A 24,143-nucleotide genomic window follows, 5' to 3' on the forward strand; every position below is an offset into this window, starting at 1 on the left:
GGGGCGCCCGTCAGCCGGCCCCTGCGCCAAGTACCCGGCGCAGGTACGGCGCGGTGCGGCTCTGCTTGTCGCCCGCCACCTCGCTGGGGGGGCCAGCCGCCACAATCCGGCCGCCTTCATCGCCAGCCCCCGGTCCCAGATCGATCACCCAGTCGCTTCCGGCAACCACCTGTAAATCATGCTCGACAGTAATCACGGTGTGACCGGCGTCCACCAGGCGCCCAAGCTGCCGCAGCAGACGTTCGACGTCTGCAGGATGAAGTCCCGTCGTCGGTTCATCAAGCACGTAGACCGTATGGCCGCGGCCCGTGCGCTGCAGTTCGGTGGCCAGCTTCACACGCTGGGCCTCACCGCCCGAGAGTTCCGTGGCCGGCTGTCCCAGACGCAGGTACCCCAGACCCACCTCGGCCAGAGTATCCAGGGCGCGGCGGACCGGAGGCTCCCCGGCAAAAAACTCACGGGCTGCGTCCACCGTCATGCCCAGGACACCAGCAATATTCTGCCCGGCATATTCGACTTCCAGGGTCTGGGGGTTGTAGCGGGCGCCGTGGCACACCGGGCAGGGCGCGTATACGCTGGGCAGAAACAACAGTTCCACCATCACCCAGCCCTCTCCCTGGCAGTGCTCACAGCGGCCGCCCTTTACATTGAAGGAAAAGCGCCCGGGGCCGTACTTGCGCTTCTTCGCCAGAGGTGTAGCAGCAAACAGGCGCCGGACATGGTCGAACAGCCCGGTGTACGTGGCCATGTTGCTGCGCGGCGTGCGCCCGATCGGCTTCTGATCCACCCGGACCAGCCGGCTCACCCGGTCCACGTCTCCTGCAAGTTGTGCTGTGGTGGCTGGCATCTCTGACTGGGGCTCGGCGTGGTCGTCGTCCTCGGTTTCGGCCGGAAGTTCATGTCCCAGCCGAACCGCCAGAGCCTCGACCAGCACCTGACTGACCAGGGTGGATTTGCCGGAGCCCGACACGCCCGTCACGCTTGTAAGCACGCCCATTGGGAAGCGCACGTCCAGCGCCTGCAGATTGTTGCGGGTCACGCCGCGGAGTTCCAGCCATCCGGCAGGCACGCGTGGCGTGTGGTCACCCACCCGTTCGTCGCGGAACAGGTAGCGTGCGGTCTGGGAGGCTTCTACATCCCTCAGACCGGCCGGCGGGCCACTGTAGAGAATCTGCCCGCCGTGCTCGCCAGCAGCCGGTCCCACATCCACCAGCCAGTCGGCGCGGCGCACCACGTCGAGGTCATGCTCCACCACAAACAGCGAGTTGCCCGCACGCTTGAGGCCGTCGAGCGCCGTGAGCAGGGCCTCGGTGTCAGCCGGATGCAGCCCGGCCGAGGGCTCGTCGAGCACATACACCACGCCGAACAGGTGCGAGTAGAGCTGGGTCGCCAGCCGCAGGCGCTGCAGTTCTCCCGGCGACAGGGTCGGCGTGGCCCGCTCCAGCGACAGGTACCCCAGCCCCAGGTCCAGCAGCACCTCCAGACGGGATTGAAGGTCCTGGGCCATGCGTTGCCGGGCAATGGCCTGCTCGGGGTGCATCCTGTCGTCAGCGGCAGGAGTTCCCTGGGCGTGGCTGCGCAGCACCTGCGCCACAGCCTTGAGCGGCAGGCGCGAGAACTCGGTGATGTCCATTCCGGCGAAAGTCACCGACAGCGCCTCGCGCCGCAGGCGCCTGCCGTGACACACCGGGCACTCGGTGCTGAGCATGAACTGCTGGACCCGCTTTTTCATGGCCGCACTTTCTGAGGTGGCGAAGGTGTGCAGCACGTGCCGCCGCGCGCTGGAAAAGGTTCCCATGTAACTGGGTTCCAGCTTGCGCTTCAGGGCCCGTTTCGTTTCCTCGGGGGTCAGACCGGGATACACCGGCACCACCGGCTGCTCCTCGGTGAACAGAATCCAGTCGCGCTGCTCCTGGGGCAGCTGACGCCAGGGCCGGTCCACGTCATAGCCCAGGGTCACCAGGATGTCGCGCTGGTTCTGGCCGCCCCAGGCCGTGGGCCACGCCGCGATGGCCCGCTCACGGATGCTCAGCGAGGGGTCCGGCACCATGGACGCTTCCGTTACTTCATGGACCCGGCCCAGGCCATGACAGTTGGGGCAGGCACCCTCCGGGGTGTTGGGCGAGAACCCTTCGGCGTAGACGATCGGCTGCCCGGGCGGGTAGTCCCCGGCCCGCGAGTACAGCATGCGCAGCAGATTCGACAGGGTGGTGACGCTGCCCACCGAGGAGCGTGCGGTGGGCGCCCCACGCTGCTGTTGCAGGGCCACAGCGGGCGGCAGCCCCTCGATGGCGTCCACGTCAGGCGCGCCGAGCTGATGAAACAGCCGCCGGGCGTAGGGCGAGACCGATTCGAGGTACCGCCGCTGTGCCTCGGCGTACAGTGTGCCGAACGCCAGCGACGACTTGCCGGAGCCCGACACGCCGGTAAACACGACCAGTGCGTCACGCGGAACATCCACCGAGATGTCCTTGAGGTTATGTTCGCGCGCGCCACGAACGCGCACGAAGCCGCCGCCTTGAGGGTCACTGTAGGGTCGGCCAGGGTTCATCCCAGGAGTATCCGGCCCGCAACCCAACCAGGGCCGGGAGTCCGGAGGTTTGCTAAAGACACAAGCTCAGCGCAGGCGCATTACCGCGCCGCAGCGACCCGCCGGGCTGATGGAGTCACGCCCAGCACCAGCACGGCCGCCGCCACAGCCAGGACTGCCGCTGCGATAAACGCCGCACTGTAGCTGCCCAGAGCGTCGCGGCTGACGCCTCCCAGCCAGGAGGCCAGCGCCGCGCCCACCTGATGGGCACAGAACACCCAGCCGTACACCGTGCCGACGTTCTCGCGGCCAAAGATGTCCGCTGCCAGGGCGGTGGTGGGGGGCACGGTGGCAATGTAGTCGAGGCCGAACAGCACAGCGAACGCCGTGAAGGCCAGCCCCGGCGGCAGAAACGGCAGGATCACCAGGCTCAGGCCCCGGAAGGCGTAGAACGCACCGAGCAGGAGGCGGGGATCGACCCGGTCGGTAAAATAGCCGCTGGCCAGCGTGCCGATAAAGTTGAACGCGCCCATCAGGGCCAGCATGCCGGCCGCGAAGCCCGCCGTCAGGCCCAGATCACTGCAAAAAGCGATGAAGTGGGTGCCGATAATGCCGTTGCTGGTGGCTCCGCACACGAAAAATGTCAGGGACAGCAGCCAGAAGTCGCGGTGGCGCAGGGCGCGGCGCATGACGTGCGGATCCGGCGCGCGGTTGACGGGCACCGGGGTGCCGGCCTGCCCCGGACCGTCGGGCAGCAGGCCAAGCTGCGAAGGATGATCACGCAGCAGCGCCCACACCAGCGGCGCGATCACCAGTGCCCCCAGGCCGATCAGCCGGGTGCCGCCGCTCCAGCCCAGCGACTGGGCCCAGCCGGTCAGCAGTGGAATGAACAGCAGCTGCCCGGCGCTGGTCGCGGCTCCGAACAGACCCACCACGAGGCCGCGCCGGCGCACGAACCATCGGTTGGCCACGGTCGCTCCGAGCACGCTCCCCACCAGTCCGGTGCCCAGGCCGCTGAGCAGGCCCCAGCTGAGGTGCAGCGCCAGCAGAGACTGCGCCAGCGTACTGAGGTAGAAACTCAGTGCGACCAGCACCAGCCCGGCGGTCGCTACACGCCGTGGCCCGGAGCGGTCCATCAGCCGTCCAGAAAGCGGCGCAGCCAGCCCGAACACCAGCAGTCCCAGGCTGGCCGAGAACGACAGCTCGGCGCGCGAGAAGCCCAGGTCACGCTCCATGGGCAGCAGAAACACCCCTGGAGCACTGCGGGCGCCAGCGGCCAGCAGCAGGGCGACGACGGTCACGGCGACGACCACCCAGCCGTAGTAGAGGCGCGCAGAAGGACCGTCAGAACGCTGCATGGTTCAGTGTGTCATCCAAGCGCGTGCCGGCGGAAGGGGGCGGCTAGTGCGCGTCCAGGAACGCCAGCACGTCGCGGTTGAAGTCCTCGTAGCGCTCTAGTGGCGGGAGGTGCCCGGTCCCGGCATAGGTAATGAACTGTGCGCCTGGAATGCTGCGTGCAAGGTGCTCGCCGTTCTCGTAGCGGACCAGCGGGTCGGCGTCGCCGTGAATGACGAGCGTGGGAAGGTCCAGCCGGCTCAGATCACCAGTCACATCATGGGTTTTGGTGGAGCGGAACTGGCGGGCGTGGACCTCGGGCGTCAACGGATACTCGTCGGCGCCGGCGGCAATCCCTGCATGCAGCCTGGTGTTGGCGTCCATCCAGCCTGGCGCGGTGATCAGCCGGGTGGAGCGCAGCGCCCATTCTCCCGCGCTCAGGGAAAAGTCGGGGCGCAGCGCTTCTCGCCCTGCCGGATCGGGTTTGACGTGAGTCTCTCCGCCGGCGGAGGTGGCCACCAGCGTCAGGCTGCGCAGCAGTTCCGGGTGCCGCACCGCGAGGTTCAGGGCGACAAAGCCGCCCATGCTCAGGCCCACCACGTGCGCGGGCGCCGCGTCCAGGGCGCGGAGCAGCGCCGCGGCGTCGTCCGCCTGCTCGGCTGTGGTGTAGTCGTCCGGAGCTGGATCACTGGCGCCAGTGTCTCGGTGGTCCACGCTCAGGGCCCGGTACCTTCGCCCGAACACCGGCAGTTGAGAGCGCCAGGTCAGCCGCGTGCCGCCCAGTCCCGGCAGAAACAGGACCGTGCCCTGCGGTTCAGGCGGCGTCATCTCGCTGTAGGCGACTGTGCGCCCCTGGATCTTCAACGTTTTCGGCGGAGCAAAAGCTGGCATCAGAACCACGCCTCCTGCATGTCGGTGGTCGTGCGGTCCACGCTGGCCAGCAGGTCAGCGTGAGCGCGCACACGGGGCAGTTCGTGGGTGGCGAAGAAGCGGGCGGCATGCAGTTTGCCCCGGTAGAAGTCGGCGTCGTCGCCACGGGCCGTGGGTAGGGCGCGGGCTGCCGCCGCCGCCTGACGCAGCCACATCCAGCCGATCACGGTATGACCCAGCATTTCCAGCGCGCTGTTGGCATTGGCCAGATACAGGTCCGGACCGATCTGCCCGGCCTGGGACAGCAGCGCCTGCAGGGCCTGGGTGCTCTGGTTCACGGCTGTGGCCAGGGCCGCACGGATCTCGTCGAGCCCATCGAGGTCCTCTGAGGCGCGCAGATCGGCCTGTATGCGGGAGAGCAGCACCTGCAGGCCACGGCCCCCAGCCTGGGTGATCTTGCGGCCCAGCAGGTCGTTGCCCTGAATGCCTTCGGTTCCCTCGTGAATGGGGTTGAGGCGGTTGTCGCGGTAGTACATCTCGACCGGGAAGTCGCGCGTGTAGCCTGCCCCACCCATCACCTGAATGGCGTCGCTGAGCGCTTCCTGGCTGTATTTGCTGGGCCAGGACTTCACCAGCGGGGTCAGCAGGTCCAGCAGCAGATGGACGTCCTCGCGCCCGTCCTCCGGGCCGGTCTGCAGGTCGTCCACCAGGCTTGAGGCGTACAGTCCCAGCGCCAGCCCGCCTTCAACGAACGCCTTCTGGCGCAGCAGCAGCCGGCGCACGTCCGCATGCCGGATGATCGGGACTGGCGGGCTCAGCGGGTCCTTCTGGCTGGCGGGCCGCCCCTGCAGGCGCTCGCGGGCGTACTCCAGGCTGGCCAGATAGCCGGCGTAGCCGAGCATGACGGCGCCCATCCCGACCCCGATACGCGCCTCGTTCATCATGTAGAACATCTGCGCCAGCCCGCGCCCAGGCTCACCGACAAGCTCGCCGATGGTCTCGCCGCCTTCCCCGAAATTCAGCAGTGTGTTGGTGGTGCCGCGGTAGCCCATCTTGTGGTTCAGGCCCGCCAGCACCACGTGGTTGCATTCGCCCGGAGAGCCGTCGTCCTGGACACGGTAGCGTGGCACCAGAAACAGGCTGATGCCCTTGACTCCGGCTGGTGCGCCCTGAATCCGTGCCAGCACGAGGTGGACAATATTCTCACTGAGTTCGTGCTCACCGCCCGAAATCCACATTTTGGTTCCGGTGATGCTGTAGGTCCCGTCCCCACGCGGGGCAGCAGTGGTCGTGATGTCGGCCAGCCCGGACCCAGCGTGCGGCTCGGACAGGGCCATGGTGCCCAGCCAGCGGCCCTCCAGCAGCGGCAGCATGTACCGCTGCTGCTGCTCAGGTGAGGCGAACACCCGCTGCAGGTTGGCATTACCGATCGTCAGAAAGGCGTAGCCGCTCGTTCCCACGTTGGCCGCCTGAAAGTGCGCCTGCACCGCCTGCATCACCACCCAGGGCAATTGCAGCCCGCCCAGCTCCTCGTCGTGATGGGCGCTGAAGAATCCGGCGTCCCGAAACGCGGCGAGAGCCTGCGCGACGCCGGGAACCAGCCTGACCTTGCCGTCCACCACATGCGGTTCGTTCAGATCAGCTTCCCGGGCATGCGGGGCAAAGTGGCGGTCTGCAACCGTGTACGCGAGGTTCAGAATGTCCTCGTACACCTCGCGGCTGTGCTCCGAAAAACGGGGACGCTCCGGCAAGGCAGCAGTATTCAGAACCTCGAACAGCTGAAAACTCAGGTCTCGTTTGCTCAGGAAGGGGGCCATATCGCAGATCTCCTGGGGGAAAGAAGGTCGGGAACGGTGCGCGAGTGTCCGCGCACGTCTACTTTGAACGTAAGCGTTACTATAGGCCATTCCCCTGCCGACCCCGCCCCCTGCGCCCCTTTCAAGGAGACCCCCATGCGCGCCGTGATCTGCCAGACCTTTGACCAGCCCGAGACCCTGACCGTCCAGACGCTTCCCGACCCGCAACCCGGCCCAGGAGAAGTGGTCATTGCCGTCGAAGCCGCGGGCGTGAATTACCCCGACGCCCTGATGGTCATGGGCCAGTATCAGGTGCGCCCTCCCCTCCCCTTTACTCCGGGGGCTGAGGCAGCCGGGCGCATCAGTGCTGTAGGAGAAGGTGTGACCGGGCTGCAGGTCGGCCAGCGGGTGGCTGCCTTTACCGGAACTGGCGCCTTTGCCAGTCACCTCAAGGCGGACGCCCGGGCCGTGATGCCGCTGCCTGACGCATTGCCGCTGGACGTGGCAGCCACCCTGCCGCTGGCGTACGGCACCAGCCTGCACGCCCTGATCCAGCGCGGTGCCCTGCAGCCCGGTGAGACCCTGCTCGTGCTTGGAGCGGCTGGCGGCGTAGGTCTCGCCGCCGTCATGATCGGTAAGGCTCTGGGGGCCCGGGTGATTGCAGGTGTCTCCACTCCTGAGAAGGGCGATGTTGCCCGGCAGCACGGCGCCGATGAGGTCATCGAGTACAGCACGGAGGACCTGCGCGAGCGCCTTAAGTCGCTGACCGGCGGACAGGGCCCGGACGTGATCTTCGACCCCGTAGGAGACCGCTACGCCGAAGCTGCCTTCCGGTCGATCGCCTGGGGTGGCCGCTATCTGGTGATCGGCTTCGCCGGTGGAGAAATTCCGCGCCTGCCGCTGAATCTGCCGCTGCTGAAGGGCGCGAGCATCGTAGGCGTCTTCTGGGGTGAATTCGCGCGCCGTGATCCGCAGGGCAACACCCGGAACCTCTCACGCCTCGCAGCCTGGATCGCCCAGGGCGAGGTGCGCCCGCTGGTCAGCGAACGCTATCCGCTGGAGCGCACCGGTGAGGCGCTGCGCGCGTTGCTTGACCGCCGCGTTACCGGAAAGGTCGTGCTGACGCCGTGACCTCCGGGCCCGAGCACTCCCAGGCGACCCCCGTGACGTACTACACCACGGCCGAGCTGGCCCGCGCCGCAGGCGTCACACGCCGGACCGTCATGCACTATGCCGAACTGCAACTGCTCACGCCGGACCAGATCACGGTGTCAGGCCGGTCGCTGTACGCACCCTACTCGCTGAGGCTGCTGCGCGACCTGATTGACCTGCGTGCTCTGGGCCTGCCCCTGGAGGAAGCGCGTGACATGGTGATTCTGCGCCGCGCTACACATAACGTCGACGGCACCTACCGGCGTGACTGGCGGCGAGAGGACGTGCCTCTGGATGACGCCCGGTTGCGCGCCCTTCATGCTCGGCTGCGGATGCTGCACGATGCCTACGACCGGCAGGCAGAAAACCTGGCCCGTTTCGACCGCTGGCTGACCAAACGCTTTACCGGCGGTGATGTGCCAGCCATCAGTCCCGTCGACGTGCCGCCCGACGAGGCGCAGTCGAACGCTTCCAGGGACTGAGCCACGCATCTGGGTGGGTCTTGTTCAGGCTGATGCCGCCAGATCTTCTCCGGGCGCAGCGACCGTCTGGCTGAAGTCCTTCCCTGGAGCCTGACCATGCGCACGGAACTCCGTTTATACGCGCACGATGAGCCGCCGGCCGAGCAGCTGAATCAGGACCAGCAGGACAGCTGAAGTCACCAGCAGTCCGAACGCCAGCTGACCAGCCCGTTCGTATTCGAGGGCCTGAACTAGATCGAACAGATAAATCGCCGCTGTGCGGGTCTGCCCAGGAATATTGCCCCCCACCAGCAGGACCACTCCGAACTCCCCCAGGGTGTGTGCAAAGCTCATGGCAGTGCCGGTGACCACGCCGGACAGCGTGAGCGGAATCACCACAAAGCGCAGCCGCTGCCAGCGGTTCAGCGCCAGTGCGCGCCCCGCATCCTCGTATTTGGGGTCCAGGCCCTCTAAAGCACTGATGTATGGCCCGACAGCGAACGGCAGGCTGTACAGCAGCGACCCGATCAACAGGCCGGGGTAGCTGAACGCGAGTTGAACGCCAGTCAGGTCAGTAATCAGGCCTTCACGCCCCATACCGACCAGCAAGTAGTACCCCAGCACGGTCGGCGGCAACACCAGTGGAAGGTTGATCAGCGCCCGCAGCAGCGTGGACCACCAGCCCGCGGTGCGTGCCAGCCACAAGGCCAGCGGATACCCGGCGAGCAGCAGCAGCAGGCTGGTTACGGTCGCGAGGTTGAGGGTCAGCAGCAGGGCTTCACGGAGAGGGGCGTCCAATTATTGCTCCCTGGGAAGGACGAAGCCGTACTGCCTGAAGACCTCCCGGGCCCTAGGGCTGAGGAGAAAGCTCCAGAGGCGCCGGGTATTTTCTCCATTTTTGATGATGACCATCTGCTGTTGCAGTCGCTGGTGCTGACCCAGTGGAGCAAGCCAGTACTCTCCTCCAAGCGCAGCAAAACTAGGAGCTTTGACCAGGCTGTAGGCAAGAATGCCGCCGTCAGCCGCCGTAGAGGCAAACTGCGCAGCCTGAGCAATGTTTTCCGCCAGCACGAACTTCCCTTTCAGGGTGCTCTCCAGCTTGTACGACCTCAGCAGCGACAAAGCCGCCTGACCATACGGAGCGTGCGCCGGGTTGGCAATCGCAATTTTGCGCACACGGGGGTCATTCAAAGCCGCTGGACCAAGCCTGGCCACGTCGACTGGACTGCCTTTGGGAACCCAGATCACCAGTCGACCAATCGCGTAGTCCCGGCGCGTGCCGCGCACTGTCAGGCCCGCCTCTTCCAGTTTCCGGGCGTAGCTGCTGTCTGCACTCAGGAACATCGTGAAGGGTGCGCCGTTACGGATCTGGGCCGCGAAGTTGCCACTGCTGCCATAACTGACCTGTACTGGATCAGCTGTGGGGTACAGCTGACGGTAGCGGCTGATCAATTCATCCAGAACAAACTTCAGATCGGAAGCGGCAGCGACCTGAGCCGTTTCAGCCCGGGCCCCACCCAACGCCAGAGCCACAAGAACGGTACAAAACAAAGACTTCACCATGAATCTCCTTCCCCGATACTTAGCTGCAGCACCAGAACCTGAGAGTAATGCCGGGAGCGCCTCCTGAGGCTGCGTGCAATATGCAGCCTCCCCTGCGGACCATGAGCCTGTCACCAACCGTGTCCGGTGCAGCGCACCTGACGTAATTTTCCCCGCATAACTGACCTCAAACCTGCTGGGACGCGAAGCAGACCCTCCTGCCAACTACAGCTCTGGGAAACTGCTGGCTGTGTCAGACCGCACGTCTTGCAGAGTCCAGCCACCTCGTTCCTTCTGATCTGCTGGCTTTTGATCACCAAAAACCGGGAATCTAGCCTGAGCCTCCGGACGCATAACCATGCAGTTGCGGACGTATTCATTACATATATATTTAGGGTAACCATGAAGCATTCCACGTTTGACCGAGTACATGCTCCATATTTGTTTTTTTGTCCCGATATACTGAACGCTTTTATCGAAATCCTAACGAGTGAGGAGTAGCCTCCAGCCATGCCCACAATTCAAAAGGGGCCTGACGAAGGGTCAGGTCCTAGTGCAGTGCAGGTGCTGATGGTCCGGCGTCACCTGGCTTTATTAGGCGAACCGGACCATGAAATCCTGGAGGTCCTGACTGATCAGGTCACTGATACTGGCCTGATGCGCGACGTCACGCGCGCCAAGGTGGGTCTGGATCCTGAGTGGCCTGACGTTCCTGAGCTGGCGTTGCGGCACGGAGTTCCGTTAGCTCGTGCCATTGCAGCGGGACGTGAAGGTATGCGGCGTATATACCGCGCGCTGTGGTGTTCAGACATGAAAGCAAAGGAGCCAGGACCGCAACAGGCGGCGTGCACGAACTCAACCGATAAAGAGCCTGCAGGCTCATTCGGACCGTGAACTCCTTTGCTTTCAGTGTCACACCACACTGCTTAATACTTTTCCCGAGATGATCAGGGTGGCTGATTCCAGCTTCAACAAACCACGAACCGAGGAGTTCTGTTGCAGTACGTTGACTCGTCCAGAGTTCGTCCGCAGGCATGCCAGCGAGAACGCCGGCGCAGATGCTTTATGCTGAGCGTCCAAAACATGTCTGGCACGGATATCCAGGGCCGTTTTGCATCTGAACTATGACCTTCTTCCCTGTCCTGACTCCTCCACTGGTCCATCTTCTGGACGCCGTAGGCGACGCAATCTTTACCCTGGACGCCGCCGGCTATTTCACCTATGCCAACAGTACGGCGGCAGCCATGATCAATCTGACGCCCGCCGAAGTCCTCGGCAAGCACCTGGAGCGGGATTTTCCGGACGCCTTCAGCCGGCGCTGGCCAGGCGAAAGCCGGCGGGCCCTGGAACTGCAGCGTCCAGTCGAGTACGACGCGTTCAGCCCTTCAATGAGCACCTGGGTGCGGGTGCATATTGTGCCAACCCCTGAGGGGCTGGCGGTGCAGCTGCGGGACGTCACGTTTGTCAGACGGACCGAGTCATTGCAGCAGCTGACCGCCAGGTTGAACCAGGCCTCTACACCCAGGCAGGTCGGCAGGGTCCTGCTGGAACAGGCAGTGGCGTCCGCCGGTGCGTATATGGGCGCGCTGGCTGCGCCCAGCGCCGACGGCACCTCGCTCGAACTTCAGGAAGATGTCGGCTACACACCTGAACTCCGCCAGCGCTTCGCACGTTTCTCCGTGGATCTCGACATTCCACCTTGCGACGCCGTCCGGCGGGGACGCGCCATCTTCGTCAGCGGAGATGAATTCGACCGGCTTTACCCCGGGTCTATGGGGGTACGTGCCCAGCAGACGCGCAGCCTCGCCGCCCTGCCTCTTACGGTCGAAGGAAAACTCTGGGGCGTGCTGGCCCTCAGCTTCGAGGAAGCGCGGCGTTTTTATCCTGCTGAACAGGAATTTTTGCTGAGTCTGGTAGAGCAGTGTTCACAGGCGGTTGGGCGAACCGAGGCAGAGGCAGGTCGCCGCACAAGTCAGGCGCAGCTGCGGGTCATGCTGGAAGCGGCTGGGATCGGTCACTGGGAACTGGACTCACGGACTCAGAACACCTGGCGTTCTGCCCGCCATGACGCGATTTTCGGTTACCCGGACGGGCACCCGGACTGGACCTACACTTCGTTCATTGAGCATGTCCTCCCCGAGGACCGGGAGAGGATTGTCCAGACCTATGAGTCGGCGCTGGCACGCGGCCTCCCCTGGGATTTTGAGTGCCGTGTGCGCCGTGCGGACGGCGAGGTCCGCTGGATCTGGGGACACGGCCTTTCCCTGACGGTTCAGGATCAGAGTCAGGGTCACATGCTGGGGCTGGTGCAGGATATTACCGGGCGTAAACAGGTGGAAGAAGAACTGCGGGCCCAGGCCGAAATCCTCGCGACCGTGAACCGGATTGGCCAGACCCTGTCTGCCGAGCTGGAACTGAGCGCCCTAGTGCAGGCCGTGACCGATGCAGGAGTGGAACTGACTGGCGCACAGTTTGGCGCTTTTTTCTATAACACCACCGATCGGAACAAGGAAACGCACACCCTGTATGCATTATCCGGCGTTCCCCGGGAGGCGTTCGCAGGCTATCCGTTGCCCCGCACGACAGCCATCTTCGGCCCGACGTTCCGCGGTGAGGGGGTCATTCGCGTCGATGACGTGACCCAGGATGCGCGCTACGGACAAAACGCGCCGCATCACGGCATGCCACAAGGGCATCTGGCGGTGCGCAGCTATCTGGCGGTGCCCGTCATAGCCCGCTCGGGTGAAGTGCTGGGAGGACTGTTCTTCGGCCACGAGGAGGCGGGAATATTTACTGAACGCGCCGAAAACGTCACCCTGGGGCTGGCGGCACAAACCGCCGTGGCCCTCGACAATGCCCGGCTGTACCAGCAACTTCAGGACAGCCACAGTGAGCTTGAAGGGCGCGTTGAAGAGCGTACCGAGCAGCTCAAGGCTCAGGCCACAGAATTGCAGCGGAGCAATCAGGAACTCGAGCAGTTTGCCTATATCGCGTCGCACGACCTGCAGGCGCCGATTCGGGCGGTCACCAGTTTCGCCGGCCTGCTCGAGAGCAGGTACGGCAGTCAGCTTGATCAACGCGGGCAGAAGTACCTGAGTCAGATCGTAACCAGCGGTCTGCATATGAAACGCCTGGTGGACGATCTGCTGGCCTTTTCACGCATACACACCACGCAGCACAGTCTCGAACCCACCGATACTCAGGCGGTCTTCAAGGAGGTGGCTGGAAGGCTGTCGGAAGACGGCGAAATGCATGCACACCAGATAACGAGCGACCCTCTGCCGCTGGTCCTCGCAGATGCGCCGCAGCTTGACCAGTTGCTGCAGAACCTGATGTCTAACGCCCTGAAATATCGCCGCGAGGATGTGGTCGCTCACGTTCATGTTTCTGCCCGGCGCGACGGAAACATGTGGCGGTTTGCCGTGCAGGACAACGGGATTGGTATCGAACCGCAGTACCACAGCCGCATTTTCGAGATCTTCCAGCGGCTGCATGGACAGGAGCAATATCAGGGCACCGGAATCGGTCTGGCGGTGTGCAAAAAGATTGTCGAGCGTCATGGTGGACGGATCTGGCTGGAGTCGACTTTCGGACAGGGCACCACGTTCTTTTTTACCCTGCGGGCAGTGTAGGCGCGGAGCTGGGAATTCGCGTTACCGCCCCATATGCGCCGGCGATCACCTGTGAAGGATCCCTGAGCGGGGACCGCAGACCATCATCCGCCTTCCAGGGCCCGGCGCTACCGTAAAGACATGCCTGCGCCTCCGGATGTTCATGTTCGCCGCGTTACGGAGTCTTCAGATCCAGCGCTGCTGGCCTTCGGACAGATCCAGCAGCGCAGCTATTACGCACCCGAGATGCTTATTCCTCCTGCGGCGTTTCCCCGGCTGGTCTCCAGCGGGCGCCGGGGCGAGCGCCGGGACCGCATTCTGGTGGCCGAAAGCGGCGCAGGGAAGGTGCTTGGAGGCACGGTATACCACCTGTTGCCAGAGGCCGCCTTCAGTTCCTTCCTGGCCGTCGCACCTGAAGTCAGAGGACAGGGGATCAGCCGGGCCCTACATGCCGCCCGGCTGGGCGAAGTCCGCGACGCTGGTCTGTCCGGGCTCTTCGCCGACAGCGTCTATGCGGGACGGCAGTCGGCAGCAGACCGTGCAGCCGAGACACGGGCCGGGACTGACCCAGTTGCGAGGCGCCGGGCACTGCATGCTCTTGGCTACCGCACCGTGGATGTGCCGTACTGGCAACCTGTCGGTGGTCCTGATGGGGGCCCTCTGACCGACCTCGACCTGCTGTATCAACCGCTGAACGGCGCCTCCAGTGTAGAAACCGCACTGGTCACGGCTACGCTGCGCCACTACTGGGGGGCGTGGCTGGGCGCAGAGCGCGCCGCTCGCGAAGCCCAGGCGCTCTCGGAACGTGCCGGGACCGATACGCTGCGCCTGCTTGATGCCGGAGAGACACCAGCCTACTGGCACCGGGGGGAGGGCCAGCACTAAGGACCTGGAAGATCACTTCTTTGCACCCAACAGCGCGCCGAAGAGTTCTGAGCCTCGGTCTGCGCCCCATGCGTCCGGAACCACTATGCATTGACGGTCATTCGGGTGTGTGATGAAGACTCTCAAGCCTGGGCCAAGTGAACCTTGCGATATTGAACGACATCCCACATCTGGGGCTCTTACGCTGAACATGCTGGCGTAGGGCCAGCATGTGGGCCTTTTTATTCTCTTTTTCAGGAGATCAGATGAAGCCAACCTTTTTCCGTTCCACGCTGCTGACTACTGCTCTTTGCTTTGCCCTCGGAACCGTGAGTGCGCAGACGACCCCGGCTCCACCGACGACGCCTGCACCGCCTACGACGCCAGCGCCGCCCACCACACCTCCGGCCACCCCGACCCCACCGACGGAGGCAGAGCCGCCAGCAACTCCTGAGACGGAGACAACAGACACCACAACCCCCGGCACGGCTGACACCGAACTGCCTGCACAAACCACATTTACGCTTGCCTCCGGACCCATCACCCTGCCTTACCTCACGGGAGCCACCCCCGTTCGCAGTGTGGAAACCGTCTCGGGCGTCGCTGTCCTTTATCGAGGTGCGGTTGCCGACGCTTTTGAGCGTTATGCCGAGGCCCTGACGGCGGCTGGCTTCACAGAAGTGTCGAGCGAAACCATTCCTTTCGCGACCCCCGCAACAGCCGCCGACGCCTCGGAGGATTCGGAAGGAAGCTCAGCTCCAGCGACGGGTGCTTCGGGCGCCGCGACTGGAGCAGCAGGCGCCGCGGCGCCAGCGGGGGCCACAGGTACGGCGGGCGGCACTGCGACGGGAGGAGCCACAGGTGGCACAGCCACGGGTACGGGTACCACCGGGAGCGCTGCGGGAGGCACAGGGACGGCTGCAGCCGGCGGCACCACCACTGGCGGCACGGACACGGCAGCAACAGACACGGCAAGCGACACGGAAGCGGCAGACGACACGGCAGCCTCTGCCCAACCAAGCGGCAGAGAGCGTCAGGTCATGATTCTGGAGCGCAACGGTGAACGCATCCGACTCTCGGTCTGGCAGGCCTACGGGGTAACTACAGTTCTTTTGGCCCGGGTTCCAACCCGGTAGACAAAAACAGCCGCAGGCAGGGCCATGACCGGCCCTGCTTTTTGCGTTCAGTGGTCCAGTGTGACTGGTCGCTTGCTGCTGCCGACAAGACAACAGTTCGCACTACGGACCGGTTCTCCGGATGCGTTACAGAAGTCTCGTCCTGCTGGCAGGTTTGGCACGTCCAAAGAAATGACCCTGGCCCAGGTCACATCCCAGGTGCTTCAAGACACTCAGTTCCTCGTTGGTTTCAATGCCTTCGGCTATAGCCTCCAGGTGCAGACTGCGGGCGAGACTCAGAATTGCCTGGACGACGGGAAAGGTAGGAGACGTTTCGCTCAGACCAGTAACGAAGGAACGGTCGATTTTCAGAATATTGATAGGAAGACGTGGCAGATAACTGAGACTCGAGTAGCCGGTCCCGAAATCATCCACGGAAATCCAGACACCCAGGTCCCGGAGCTGACGCATCCGCCAGACTGATTCTTCTACTTGACGCATGATGACTCGTTCTGTCAGCTCCAGTTCCAGTTGTTCTGCGGGAAACCCAGTTTCTTCCAGACAACGGGCAACCGTTTCCACGAAATTTCTGCGCTCAAACTGAAGTGCGGAAACATTAACGGCGACCCGGAGTTGCGAATGCCCCTGGGCCTGCCACAGCACGCCTTGACGACATGCCTCCTTGAGCACCCACGCTCCGATGGACTCGATCAGGCCAGTTTCCTCGGCCAGCGGAATAAAGCGTTCTGGCGAGACGGCGCCCAGTTCCTCATGCTGCCACCGGACCAGCGCTTCGACCCCGGTCAGCTGACCATCGAACAGGCGGATCAGCGGCTGATAGTGCAACTCGAAATCGTTGTGCTCGGCGGCCTGGCGCAAAAACGAAGTGAGCTGAAAGCGCTCGTACGCACGGCGGTTCATCTCACTGCGGAAAACCGCGAAGCTCATCTTGCGGCTCTTGGCGTGATACATCGCCAGGTCAGCGGTACGGTGCAGCATTTCAGGGTCGCTACCCCCCTCAGGCGTCAGGGTGATTCCGATCGACGCACTCACCTTAATCTGGCGGTCAACCACGTGCATGGGGTCCGACAGCACCTCAGTAATCTGCCGGGCCACCTCCAGAGCGTCAGATTCTGAAGCAAACGGAAGAATGACAGTAAATTCGTCTCCACTGATCCGGGCCACCGTATCGCCGTGCTGAACACAGCCCTTCAGGCGGCTGGCTATTTCCCGCAGGACCTGATCTCCCGCCTCATGGCCAAGGCTGTCGTTCACACTTTTGAAATTGTCTACATCGATAAAGAGAACAGCAAGCTCACCACCCACGTGCTGCGCAGCGTCCAGGGCCCGCTGGAGACTTTCTTCAAACAGCTGCCGGTTGGCCAGCCCAGTCAGCGCATCGTGTAGCGCCTGATACTTAAGCTGCTCAGTCAGGTGATGATGTTCGACAGCTACGGCCGTGAGATGCCGCGCCTTATCCAGTACCCTCAGCACTTCCGGGGGCAGCACCCCTGGCGACTTTGCAAAGAGAGTCATGGCCCCAAGCACCGACTGGCCCCCGTCCTTGACCGGAAGTGACACGCAGGCCCGCAGCTGATGCGGCAGCAGAACCATCTGCCAGTCAGCGTAGGCAGGATCTGTCGTGAGATCCTCTACCATAAGAACTTCTCCGTTCAGAACTGCAGGCCCGCAGATCCCGTCATGATCAGGGGCACCGTTGAGTGCCAGGCGCACCTCCGGTGGCAGGCTGGGTGCAGCGTACACCGCCAGTCTGCCGCGTTGCCGCAGGAGCACAGCGCACACGTAGTCCGGCACCTGTGCCTCGACCATCGTGGCTACCCGGTGAAGGATCTCGGAGAGCGGCTTGCCCTGGACTGTCATTTCCAGGATGGCGTTGCGGTCTCCCTGAGCCTGCTCTTCGGCCTTCTTGCCCGTGATGTTTTGCATCAGAACCGTCAGCCCAGTGGAGTGAGCGTAGATTTTCAGTCTCAGCCAGACGTTCAGGGGGGCATAAAACGTTTCGAACTCGCCTTTTCCCTGCGACTGAATGGCTGCTGAGGCCTGCTGATGAAACTCACTGTCCAGAGCGTCTGGGAACAGTTCCCAGATCACGTGGCCGAGCAGATCAGCGGCTGACCGCTGGACAATCTGCTCGGCCGACGGATTGAGGTAAGTCAGGCGCCATTCGGTATCTATGGCCAAGAAGGCCTCCTCGATCCTGGAAAGAATTGCAGTCATCTGCGCTGCTTTTTGTGCGGCCTCCTGCCGGGCGTTCTGCAGATCCGTCAGGTTCCTGGCAGTCACCAGGATCTGCGCTGGCGTGCCCGTGGCATCCCGCAGGGGCGTCATGACAATGTCCCAGAACCTGAACGCACCTTGCAGGGTGAGGCTGGCCGCCTCAACGTGGGCTACCTCTCCCCGCCGGACACCTTCCAGGGCCTGTTGGATTTTGGGTTGCGATTCCTCTGACCAGAGGCCTGAGCCGGAAACCGCCTCCATTGGTCCAATCTGATGTGTTTCCAGCGCCAAGCGGCCTCGTTCGTTGATCCACAACACAGTGCCCTCCAGGCTCAGAACCTGTATGGAATCGGGACTGTTGGTCAAAAGGGCCTGGGTAAACTCTGCCTGCTCGCGCATGTAGTCTTCCGCCAGCTTGTAGGTGCTGACGTCCTCATGGATCAGCACTGCCCGGCGGCCCTCATCGAAAGCTGTTACCTGCATCTGAAACCATCGGCGCACTTCTGGACTGTGGCAGGGGTAAACGTGGGTATATATGCTGCGCTGTCCGTCTAAAACGCTTCGAATACCACGGGCCACTTCATGGGCTTCCGGCAGGGAACTGGCATCACACACCTTCAGGTAATTTGTGCCCACCGCAGCATCAGCCATCTCCAGTCCATTCTCGGCACCGAATTTTATCCATGCGTCGTTGACGTCAAGAATCACACCATTCTGATCAAGGATAGCCAGCGTCGAGGGTATGGCTTCGAAAGCTTCCTGATACATCGTGTCCCGGCCTGTAAGAGCCACAACGGTTCCTCCTGTATCCGGTGTAGAACCAGGTGGGGTGCTCAAGCACCTGCTGGAACCACCGAATAATGGCTCCAGCATAGTGGGCATCCTGCGCGGCGTGGACCGCCCTGGCGGGGAAAAAGGTTCAGCTACCCACGACTAAGTCAGCCGGAGGCCCGGTCATCTCCCGCACGTTGGATTGTGTGCCGAGCACTGGCCATTTTGTGGAAAACCGCTACTCAGCGCATGAAATTCTCATAGGTACGCCAGGGGCAGAGGCAAATCCTCTCCCCAAAGCACACGGTTTTTGATTGAGCAGGAGGACGCAGGAACCCCTGGAGACCCTCAAAAGGTCGCTCTGGAGCAACTGTTATTCACGGCTTCGTACACTTTTTGCCAGCTTATTTAGGGGTTCAATGTCAGGACCAGACAACACAATCCACGCTGATAGCCAGCCTGGTATCTATAGCCAACATTGAGCTTTCGTTGAACTGAACTTTGTCGAAACTTCAATATCAAAGCCTCTTTAGCTGCCTGCCATGTCACAAAACGCACCTTAGTGGAGGATGCCAACATGAACCTTACATACCCGCTACTTCTTGTCGAGGGAAACAGGACTGACCGGCTCCTGCTTCAAAAAGCCCTCAGCAAGTGTGGGTATGCATTTGATGCAATGATCTGTGCTTCTGCGGAAGAAGCTTTGCGGTATCTGGAAACCTCTCCTCTGCCGTCCATGATTATTGCTTCAGTGACTCTTCCTGATATGGAGAGTGAAACTTTCCTCCATCATCTGGATCTGCATCCGGTGTGGCGGTCACTGCCCGTGGTCCTGTGGGGCCGCCGACATGAACTTCAGGCTCATTCCGGCCACCGGCAGGTATTGACCGGGCTGAGCCTGCCTGTCGTCGAAAAGGGCGAGACCCTGGGCGAATACATCAGCGGCCTGTCCACACTGGTCAATGAGTGCATGCCCCAGCGACTGTCGGCCTGAGTCTGTTTTAGGCCTGGCGTTTCATACTCCAGGCAAGAACTGGATTTATGCGCTGTGATACGCGCTGCAAAGAAATGAGCGCGTCAACATTCGTGGCCTGCAGGCTTGGCTGAAATCTGCCAAAGTTGCGCCCGTTATGCCCCTATATAATGGATTTCTCTTGAATGTCACCTGACACTTCTGACAGTTAAGTGGACCGCGATTTGGTTGTCGCTGGTCAGCTGCAAACGCTGTGTCCATTTATGACGTGACCTGAGTGCAGGCAGGGTATTTAACCTGCACATCAGTTCATTACCTTTAGAATGAAAGGCAGAGCGTCAAAGTCGCTTACCCTCAGGATGTGGCGGAAAGGGAGACCGTGGACACCCAGAACAGTACCCTCAATGCCAAGGCTTCGCCACTTATTTCTGCTGACCTGTACAGGACAGTTTCCATTACTCTGCCGATTGTCGCCTTCGCGTTTCTTATTGCCATCGTGTCTGATGTACGGTCGGGCCAGGAAAATCCTTTTGACCGTGTGGCCCATCCGCTGATGTTTACTGCGCTGCTTGCGCTGGAAACTGTGCTTCTTCTCATGCCGCGCTCGTACCCTTACGTCACTGGGGCAATGCTTCTTGGAAGTAGCGTCTTTTTTCTCAGCAAGCTGGTTGCCCTGCTGTTCTTCCCCAGCCCTGGCCTGAACGTGCTGGCTGAATTCACCGAATCCTTTTTCTGGATTCCTGGGATATATCTGCTTGCCTTCTTCACCACACGCCTGGACCGCGCCCGATTGACTGGCCGTCTGTTTGTCCTGCTGCTCGTGGCGATTTCTGCCGGGTACGGAATCATCAAGTCACCTGACTCGGATCCATCGGTTCTGAACGCCTTGGTTCAGCTTAACCTTGCGAATTGCACGCTGTTCGTTCTGTCCGGTATTGTTTACCGTTTTGCCAATCAGCATGTGCGGACGGTCGCCCATGCTCAGAACCTTGAACATCTGGTGTATGTGGACGCTCTGACCGGTCTTCCCAACCGGCGGCAGCTCGAGCGGACCCTGGAGGAGGCGACGCATATCTCCAACACCACAGGCTTCAGCCTTCTGAGCATTGACCTGGACGGCTTTAAAAGTATCAACGACACGCTGGGCCATGAGGGGGGCGACCTGGTTCTCCGGGAAGTCGCCAGTCGCCTCCGGGACGCGTGCCGGGCCCGGGATGTGGTGGTGCGCGTTAGCGGAGATGAGTTTGCGGCCGTGCTTCTGGACAGCAGGGAACCTGAAGCCAGGCTGGTAGCGATGAGATTTCTGGAATCGCTGGAGCAGCCGCTGATCATTGCGGGACACCCCGTACAGATCAGTGCGAGCGTTGGGGTCAGCATGTTCCCCGAGGACGGTATGGACGCCCCCACCCTGCTGCGTCACGCGGACCGGGCCATGTACCACGTGAAGCAGAATGGAAAACAGGCGGTACACTTTTTTGCCTCAACCGGGGTAGCTTCCGGCTCACACAACGACTGACACAAACACGTTGTTTATAGCGTGAATAGCGGATTTCTTTCCGCAAGTACTTTGCAGGCCAGGTACCATGGTGTAATGCGCACACTTCCGGCCTGGCTGCTGTTTCTCCCTTTCGGCCTGAGCTTTGCCGTGGGCGTCTGGGCCTTACCTCAGCAATCCTCTCGTATACCCATTCACTGGGGCCCCAGCGGTCAACCCGACCGCTGGGGGAGTCCGCTGGAGGGGCTGTTCATGTTGCCGGGTGTTCTGCTGTTTACGAGTCTGCTGGTTCTGGCCGCGTCTCCCGCCCGACCTACCTCAGCACCCCTGCTCCGCGTGAGTGTCCTCGGGTTGGGCCTCCTGGCTCTGGCCCACACCACCGCGCAAGCCTTTGGTTGGGACAGTTTCCGCGCCACCATGATGGGCCTGGGTGTCCTGTTCATACTGATGGGTCCTGCGCTAGCTCAATCTGAGCCCAGCAGCTTAAGCGGCCCGCCGCTTTCTGCCAGTACGCTCCGGCGTCTTGGGCGCGCCTGGCTTACCTATGGGACGGCCGTGGTCTTCATGAGTCTGCTGGCCCCACAGGCAAGCTGGATGACCGCGACGGTGCTGCTGGGCTTGGGCGGTATTCTGCTGTTTGTTGTTCTGGGGGCACGGCACGACCGGCGCCGCACCACCGGCTGAACCTTTTAACTCTCCGCTATGGGCGTGAATACCGGATTGTGGTCCGTCCTCCGGGCGTACCGGGTTTCTTAGAACGACATCAGCCCGACATTTTGCTGCCTGCACTTCAGGCTCAGCCGTCCAGTCAGACAACGGAATCCATACGTGAGTTCAGCTGAGCAGTTACGGGGCTTCAAGATCCTGCCGGGCTTGCTCCAGGTGCCGCCGCTCCTGTTCCGCAGCTTCCTGTTCGCCGTGCAGTTCATGCCACCGGATCAGATCCATACGGCTGTCCAGGTCCAGGGGATCTGCGGTGATCAGTACCCTCAGGGCGTCACGCCTTCGGGCATCACCGGCAGGCTGAGCATGGACATGAATTCTCAAGGCGTCGTGCACAAGGCGCTCGGCCTGTTCACGTTCCTCGGGCAATTCGGTCGGCAGGTCTGAAAACACGCTCAGCGGCGCCGTCATGGGCCGCAGCAGTTCTGCCAGGCGCGCCAGATCCGGCCCGTTGAGTGCGCTGCGCAGCTCATCCAGATCACTATGAACCGGAAAGAGCATCGACACCTGTCCCCTCTCGGTCGTGACCAGCGGTGTGCCAAAGACACTGCGCAGATGATAAAGGGCCGTTTGCAGGCTTGCCACCGGGTTCTTGGCCCCAGGCCAGAAGCGCTCGGCCAGCGTTTCGCGGTTCTGGGGCCGCTGTGACAGAGCCAGAGCCACGAGCAACGCCGCGCTCTTGCGGGTTGGAAAGTCAACCAGCTGCAGTGTCCGCCCAGCATGCTGGACCCGCAACGGACCCAGCGCCTGCACCCGCAGAGGGAACAAAGCGCGTGTCTCCGCGTCCTGGGCCATGCTGACCAGGGTGCCGGCCGCGCGGCTGCTCAACAAAGGCAGGTATCCATGCGTCCGGATCAGCTCCAGGGTCTCGGTGAGATCATCCCCGTTGCCCCGTTCCAGCAGGGCCGTGGCCAATTCCAGCCGGGCCTCTTCGCCACGAGCCTCAGCAATCACCCTGTCCAGATCTCCCTGGCCCTGCAAGGCCGCTTCCAGGTCGGCACGCAGGCCCAGCTGCCGCGCCCCCTCCAGGGAAACGGCCGCGCGTTCGGGATCACCGGCTTCACGGTAGGCCCGGGCCAGAAGCAACGATGTTTCAGCATGGAGCGTGCGGTCTGCGGTCTGCACCTGACCCAGCCAGTGCAGGGCCTGTGAGGGCTGACCGCCGTGCAGGGCCAGCAGCGCCTGGACCCGTAACGCCCACCCAGCTACGTCGCCGTCGGTTTCCCGGGCACGCATCAACGCCTGGGCCAGATGCAACTCGGATTCGGCACTGACGACATCACCCAGCGCAGCGTGCACTTCAGCCAGATTGAGGTGAGTCATCGCCGCATCCCGGGGATACCCGGCATACAAGGTCAGCGCCTTGGCATAGGGCGGCAGGGCTTCACGAAGCAGGCCACGGCCAAACTGCAATCCGCCCAGAGTTTCGAGGCTGCGGGCCTCGCGTTGGGAATCGCCCGCGGCACGAAACGCAGCCACCGCCCGGCCGAGGCTGAGTTCGGCTTCGGCATGCCGCCCGGTCTGAATAAGCAGAAGAGCGCGGTTCTGACTGGCTTCCCCCGCGGTGACCCCACTGCCTGCTTCGGCAACTTCGAAGTCGGCCAGGGCACCTTCGGTTGAGCCCCGCATCGCCCGCACCACTCCCCGGGCGTTGTGTACCGTGGCCACCAGGGGCTCCGGCAGGCCGCTCAGTGCCTGTGAGTACAGCGCCTCAGCTTCGTTCAGATCTCCGGCGCTGCGTGCCAGCAGCCCGGCCAGATACTGTGCAGCCGGTGCCTGACGCCAGTGCTCCGGCACGCTGGCCAGTTGCTCCCGCAGCGTCGCTTCACCCTGCCCCGCGCGGGCATTCTGCGCCAGCAGTTCCAGATATTCGCTCCAGGCCTGCGCCGTTGCCAGGGTGAGCAGAGCCTCCGGCATATGTCCTGCGGCCTGAAGCGCCTGAGCGGCTCGGATTGCCCTTCGTGGGTCCGGGACCGGGGCCAGGGTCCGCCGGAGCAGTTCAGGAAATGCCCAGCCGCCTGGTGACGGCCACAACCATCCTTCGTCGCTCAGGGTTTCCAGATGATGGCGTTCAACGTCCAGACCATCAGCCACGGCGGGTGTCACCAGCGCGGCAGCTGCCAGCTGAACGGCAGCAGCCCTGAGAGAGCCAGAAGGCTGGTAAGGAGCGACCAGCACGCTCATCAGCGGATGGCGGTGCAGTTCCTCGACAGGCGGGAGATTCTCGGTTCCCTGCTGAGCAAGCAGCCGGGCCAGCAGTTCCATGGCCGCCGGCCAGCGGCCGAAGGCAGCGAAGGTCTGCTGCCGCCAGTCAGGGCTCGCTCCTGACAGGGCAGCATTCCAGTCATCCTCGTCAGGACTGAGGTCACTCATGCTCAGGATCAGGGCAGCGTAATGTTCCCCTGACAGGCTGCGCAGGTCCGTGTGTGTCGCAGGGCACCACAGCCAGCGTCTCGCTCCCGGTCCGGGGAGCGCATCCAGTACAGTCCAGCTGGCCGCGCGTGCCCACTTGCGTAAAGCGGGCTGGCCGGCACCTACTTCAACCGGAGCCACTACGCCGTGCAGACCCTCATGAAGACGCCCTCGCAGCCGGGCAGGCAGGGTGTCCATCGTTCCAATATAACCCTGTGTGCAACGGTATTTTCATTGCGGCCCGCAATATGGGTG

17 protein-coding genes are annotated in these 24,143 nt (G+C 62.8%); 9 read left to right on the forward strand and 8 right to left on the reverse strand.

Going from position 1 to position 24,143, the window contains the following annotated elements:
- Positions 1-10: 10 nt before the first annotated feature.
- The 4 genes from uvrA to DEIDE_RS15900 all read right to left on the reverse strand — a co-directional run bounded on the left by uvrA (position 11) and on the right by DEIDE_RS15900 (position 6,552).
- Positions 11-2,551, reverse strand: a complete 2,541-nt coding sequence (uvrA, locus tag DEIDE_RS15885) for an excinuclease ABC subunit UvrA (RefSeq protein ID WP_049760561.1) — start codon at positions 2,549-2,551, stop codon at positions 11-13.
- A gap of 80 nt (positions 2,552-2,631) precedes the next feature.
- Positions 2,632-3,888 carry an MFS transporter gene (locus DEIDE_RS15890; protein ID WP_012695346.1) on the reverse strand — a complete coding sequence of 419 codons (1,257 nt, stop codon included), beginning with the start codon at positions 3,886-3,888 and terminating at the stop codon, positions 2,632-2,634.
- A 43-nt stretch (positions 3,889-3,931) separates the two neighbouring features.
- Positions 3,932-4,756 (reverse strand): alpha/beta fold hydrolase, encoded by an 825-nt coding sequence (locus tag DEIDE_RS15895; RefSeq protein WP_012695347.1) that lies wholly within the window; start codon positions 4,754-4,756, stop codon positions 3,932-3,934.
- Entirely contained in the window at positions 4,756-6,552 is a 1,797-nt protein-coding gene (locus tag DEIDE_RS15900; RefSeq protein WP_012695348.1) for an acyl-CoA dehydrogenase, read from the reverse strand. The genes DEIDE_RS15895 and DEIDE_RS15900 overlap by 1 nt, the downstream gene beginning before the upstream one ends.
- 135 nt (positions 6,553-6,687) lie before the next feature.
- Between DEIDE_RS15900 and DEIDE_RS15905 the strand changes: the two genes are divergently transcribed.
- Both DEIDE_RS15905 and DEIDE_RS15910 read left to right on the forward strand, forming a co-directional pair.
- Positions 6,688-7,662 (forward strand): NADPH:quinone oxidoreductase family protein, encoded by a 975-nt coding sequence (locus DEIDE_RS15905; protein WP_012695349.1) that lies wholly within the window; start codon positions 6,688-6,690, stop codon positions 7,660-7,662.
- Positions 7,659-8,165 (forward strand): MerR family transcriptional regulator, encoded by a 507-nt coding sequence (locus DEIDE_RS15910; RefSeq protein ID WP_012695350.1) that lies wholly within the window; start codon positions 7,659-7,661, stop codon positions 8,163-8,165. The genes DEIDE_RS15905 and DEIDE_RS15910 overlap by 4 nt, the downstream gene beginning before the upstream one ends.
- A 114-nt stretch (positions 8,166-8,279) precedes the next feature.
- Here the strand turns inward: DEIDE_RS15910 and modB are convergent, their stop codons facing one another.
- Positions 8,280-8,942 carry a molybdate ABC transporter permease subunit gene (gene modB / locus DEIDE_RS15915; protein ID WP_012695351.1) on the reverse strand — a complete coding sequence of 221 codons (663 nt, stop codon included), beginning with the start codon at positions 8,940-8,942 and terminating at the stop codon, positions 8,280-8,282.
- Entirely contained in the window at positions 8,943-9,707 is a 765-nt protein-coding gene (gene modA / locus DEIDE_RS15920) for a molybdate ABC transporter substrate-binding protein (protein WP_012695352.1), read from the reverse strand.
- Positions 9,708-10,196: 489 nt separating this feature from the next.
- Here modA and DEIDE_RS18755 point away from each other — a divergent pair, with 489 nt between their 5' ends.
- The 4 genes from DEIDE_RS18755 (at position 10,197) to DEIDE_RS18230 (ending at position 15,297) form a co-directional block, all read left to right on the forward strand.
- Positions 10,197-10,580: a hypothetical protein gene (locus tag DEIDE_RS18755; protein ID WP_012695353.1), complete on the forward strand. Its 384-nt coding sequence runs from the start codon at positions 10,197-10,199 to the stop codon at positions 10,578-10,580.
- Positions 10,581-10,810: 230 nt separating this feature from the next.
- On the forward strand, positions 10,811-13,318 hold the full coding sequence (locus DEIDE_RS18225) for a GAF domain-containing protein (RefSeq protein ID WP_012695354.1): 2,508 nt from the start codon (positions 10,811-10,813) through the stop codon (positions 13,316-13,318).
- Positions 13,319-13,438: 120 nt separating this feature from the next.
- A complete protein-coding gene (locus DEIDE_RS15930; protein WP_012695355.1) occupies positions 13,439-14,182 on the forward strand; it encodes a GNAT family N-acetyltransferase in 744 nt (247 codons plus the stop codon).
- Positions 14,183-14,427: 245 nt separating this feature from the next.
- Positions 14,428-15,297 carry a hypothetical protein gene (locus DEIDE_RS18230; protein ID WP_049760562.1) on the forward strand — a complete coding sequence of 290 codons (870 nt, stop codon included), beginning with the start codon at positions 14,428-14,430 and terminating at the stop codon, positions 15,295-15,297.
- 126 nt (positions 15,298-15,423) lie between these two features.
- Here the strand turns inward: DEIDE_RS18230 and DEIDE_RS15940 are convergent, their stop codons facing one another.
- Positions 15,424-18,306, reverse strand: coding sequence for a bifunctional diguanylate cyclase/phosphodiesterase (locus DEIDE_RS15940; protein WP_012695357.1), 2,883 nt, complete (start codon positions 18,304-18,306; stop codon positions 15,424-15,426).
- A gap of 715 nt (positions 18,307-19,021) precedes the next feature.
- On the opposite strand from DEIDE_RS15940, the gene DEIDE_RS19270 reads away from it, so the two are divergent.
- From DEIDE_RS19270 to DEIDE_RS15955, 3 genes are all read left to right on the forward strand, one after another.
- Complete coding sequence (locus DEIDE_RS19270; RefSeq protein WP_162485709.1) at positions 19,022-19,279, forward strand: response regulator; 258 nt, start codon at positions 19,022-19,024, stop codon at positions 19,277-19,279.
- Positions 19,280-19,619: 340 nt separating this feature from the next.
- On the forward strand, positions 19,620-20,774 hold the full coding sequence (locus DEIDE_RS15950) for a GGDEF domain-containing protein (protein WP_049760563.1): 1,155 nt from the start codon (positions 19,620-19,622) through the stop codon (positions 20,772-20,774).
- A gap of 75 nt (positions 20,775-20,849) precedes the next feature.
- Positions 20,850-21,437 (forward strand): DUF1648 domain-containing protein, encoded by a 588-nt coding sequence (locus tag DEIDE_RS15955; RefSeq protein WP_012695360.1) that lies wholly within the window; start codon positions 20,850-20,852, stop codon positions 21,435-21,437.
- Positions 21,438-21,599: 162 nt separating this feature from the next.
- On the opposite strand, the gene DEIDE_RS15960 is transcribed toward DEIDE_RS15955, so the two are convergent.
- Positions 21,600-24,086, reverse strand: coding sequence for a transcriptional regulator (locus DEIDE_RS15960; RefSeq protein ID WP_041227903.1), 2,487 nt, complete (start codon positions 24,084-24,086; stop codon positions 21,600-21,602).
- Between the last annotated feature and the right edge of the window lie 57 nt (positions 24,087-24,143).

The sequence above is a fragment of the Deinococcus deserti VCD115 genome (assembly GCF_000020685.1).
Taxonomy (GTDB): Bacteria; Deinococcota; Deinococci; order Deinococcales; family Deinococcaceae; genus Deinococcus; species Deinococcus deserti.